This is a genomic window from Streptococcus oralis (assembly GCF_001579025.1).
GTDB lineage: Bacteria > Bacillota > Bacilli > Lactobacillales > Streptococcaceae > Streptococcus > Streptococcus oralis_X.
This window is the reverse complement of record NZ_KQ970235.1, coordinates 1014261-1015788: the sequence shown is the minus strand read 5'-3', so window position 1 is coordinate 1015788 and position 1528 is coordinate 1014261. Positions and strand designations below refer to the sequence as shown.

The following is a 1528-nucleotide window of genomic DNA, read 5'->3' as shown; positions in this document are numbered from 1 at the left end:
GAAACCATGATAGATGAGGCGCCTGAGCATTGGGATGACCTCTGGAAACCAGAATACAAGGATTCCATCATGCTCTTTGATGGGGCGCGTGAGGTGCTGGGACTCGGGCTTAACTCACTTGGTTACAGCCTCAACTCCAAGGATCCTCAGCAGTTGGAAGAGACAGTGGATAAGCTCTACAAATTGACTCCAAATATCAAGGCCATTGTGGCAGACGAGATGAAGGGTTACATGATTCAGAACAACGCTGCTATCGGTGTGACTTTCTCTGGGGAAGCCAGCCAGATGTTAGAGAAAAATCCTAACCTCAAGTATGTCGTTCCGACTGAGGCCAGCAATCTCTGGTTTGATAACATGGTCATTCCAAAAACCGTGAAAAATCAAGATGCCGCCTATGCCTTTATCAACTTTATGTTGAAACCCGAAAATGCTCTGAAAAATGCGGAGTATGTAGGTTACTCAACACCAAACCTACCAGCAAAGGAAATGCTCCCAGAGGAGACTCGTGAGGACAAATCCTTCTATCCAGACGCTAATACCATGAAACACCTAGAAGTTTATGAGAAATTTGACCATAAATGGACAGGAAAATACAGCGACCTCTTCCTCCAGTTTAAAATGTATCGGAAGTAGGAGTATATAAAAAACGAATTAGTCAATCTAGTTCGTTTTTTGTTTTAAAAAATTTATATTTGGGCTTGACAAAAGCAATTTTAATGATAAAATAGTATCCTTTATTCATTTAGGAGGAAAAAAATATGTGATTTATTTGGTATTCAGAAATGAAAACTCTTACAAAGTATGATATACTAGTAGTAGTTTTAAATAGGTTATATCTATTGCTTGTTATAGGGTTACATACAAGATATGGGGTATAGCTACCTATCTACCTCGCGAGGGGCCGGAAACTCGTTCCAATTTGGACATGTTTGTGTTACCCAATTCCTTGTCTAGCTACCTATCTACCTCGAGAGGGGCCGGAAACAACGCCATGTAACCATCTTCGTCGAACCAGTACCGCTTACGTATAGGTACCTATCTACCTCGCGAGGGGCCGAAAACAATTCAGGTTCCGCATACCAACTTACATCTAAACCATAAAGAACACCCTACGCACCTCGGTAGGGGACGGAAACAGCAGAATCCAGATAGCTATGAATCGTTTCACTTCACTTAAACAACCTATTCACCTCGCGAGGGGCCGGAAACTCAATCTCTTCATAATCGGGAAGAATATTTGTAAAGATAAAGTATAGCTCCCTATCTACCTCGAGAGGGGCCGGAAACTATTCGCCAATTTGATTTTCTTGTCCGTCACGCACGTATAGCTCCCTATCAACCTCGAGAGGGGGCCGGAAACCCAGAAATACCCTTGAATGGATAATCATCATCTAAGCGGGTTATAGCTCCCTATCTACCTCGCGAGGGGCCGTAAACAAGTAGTCACGAATAATAAAGTCCAAAGTCCTTACGGTATAACAGTGTATAGACACCTATCTACCTCGGGAGGGGCCGGAATTGGGACAAG

The 1528-nt window shown here is 43.0% G+C and carries 1 protein-coding gene; it reads left to right on the top strand.

The annotated features are described in order from the left end of the window. A partial coding sequence (locus SORDD27_RS04895; protein ID WP_155718890.1) for an extracellular solute-binding protein occupies nt 1–633 on the top strand: 633 nt, incomplete at its 5' end. Between the last annotated feature and the right edge of the window lie 895 nt (nt 634–1528).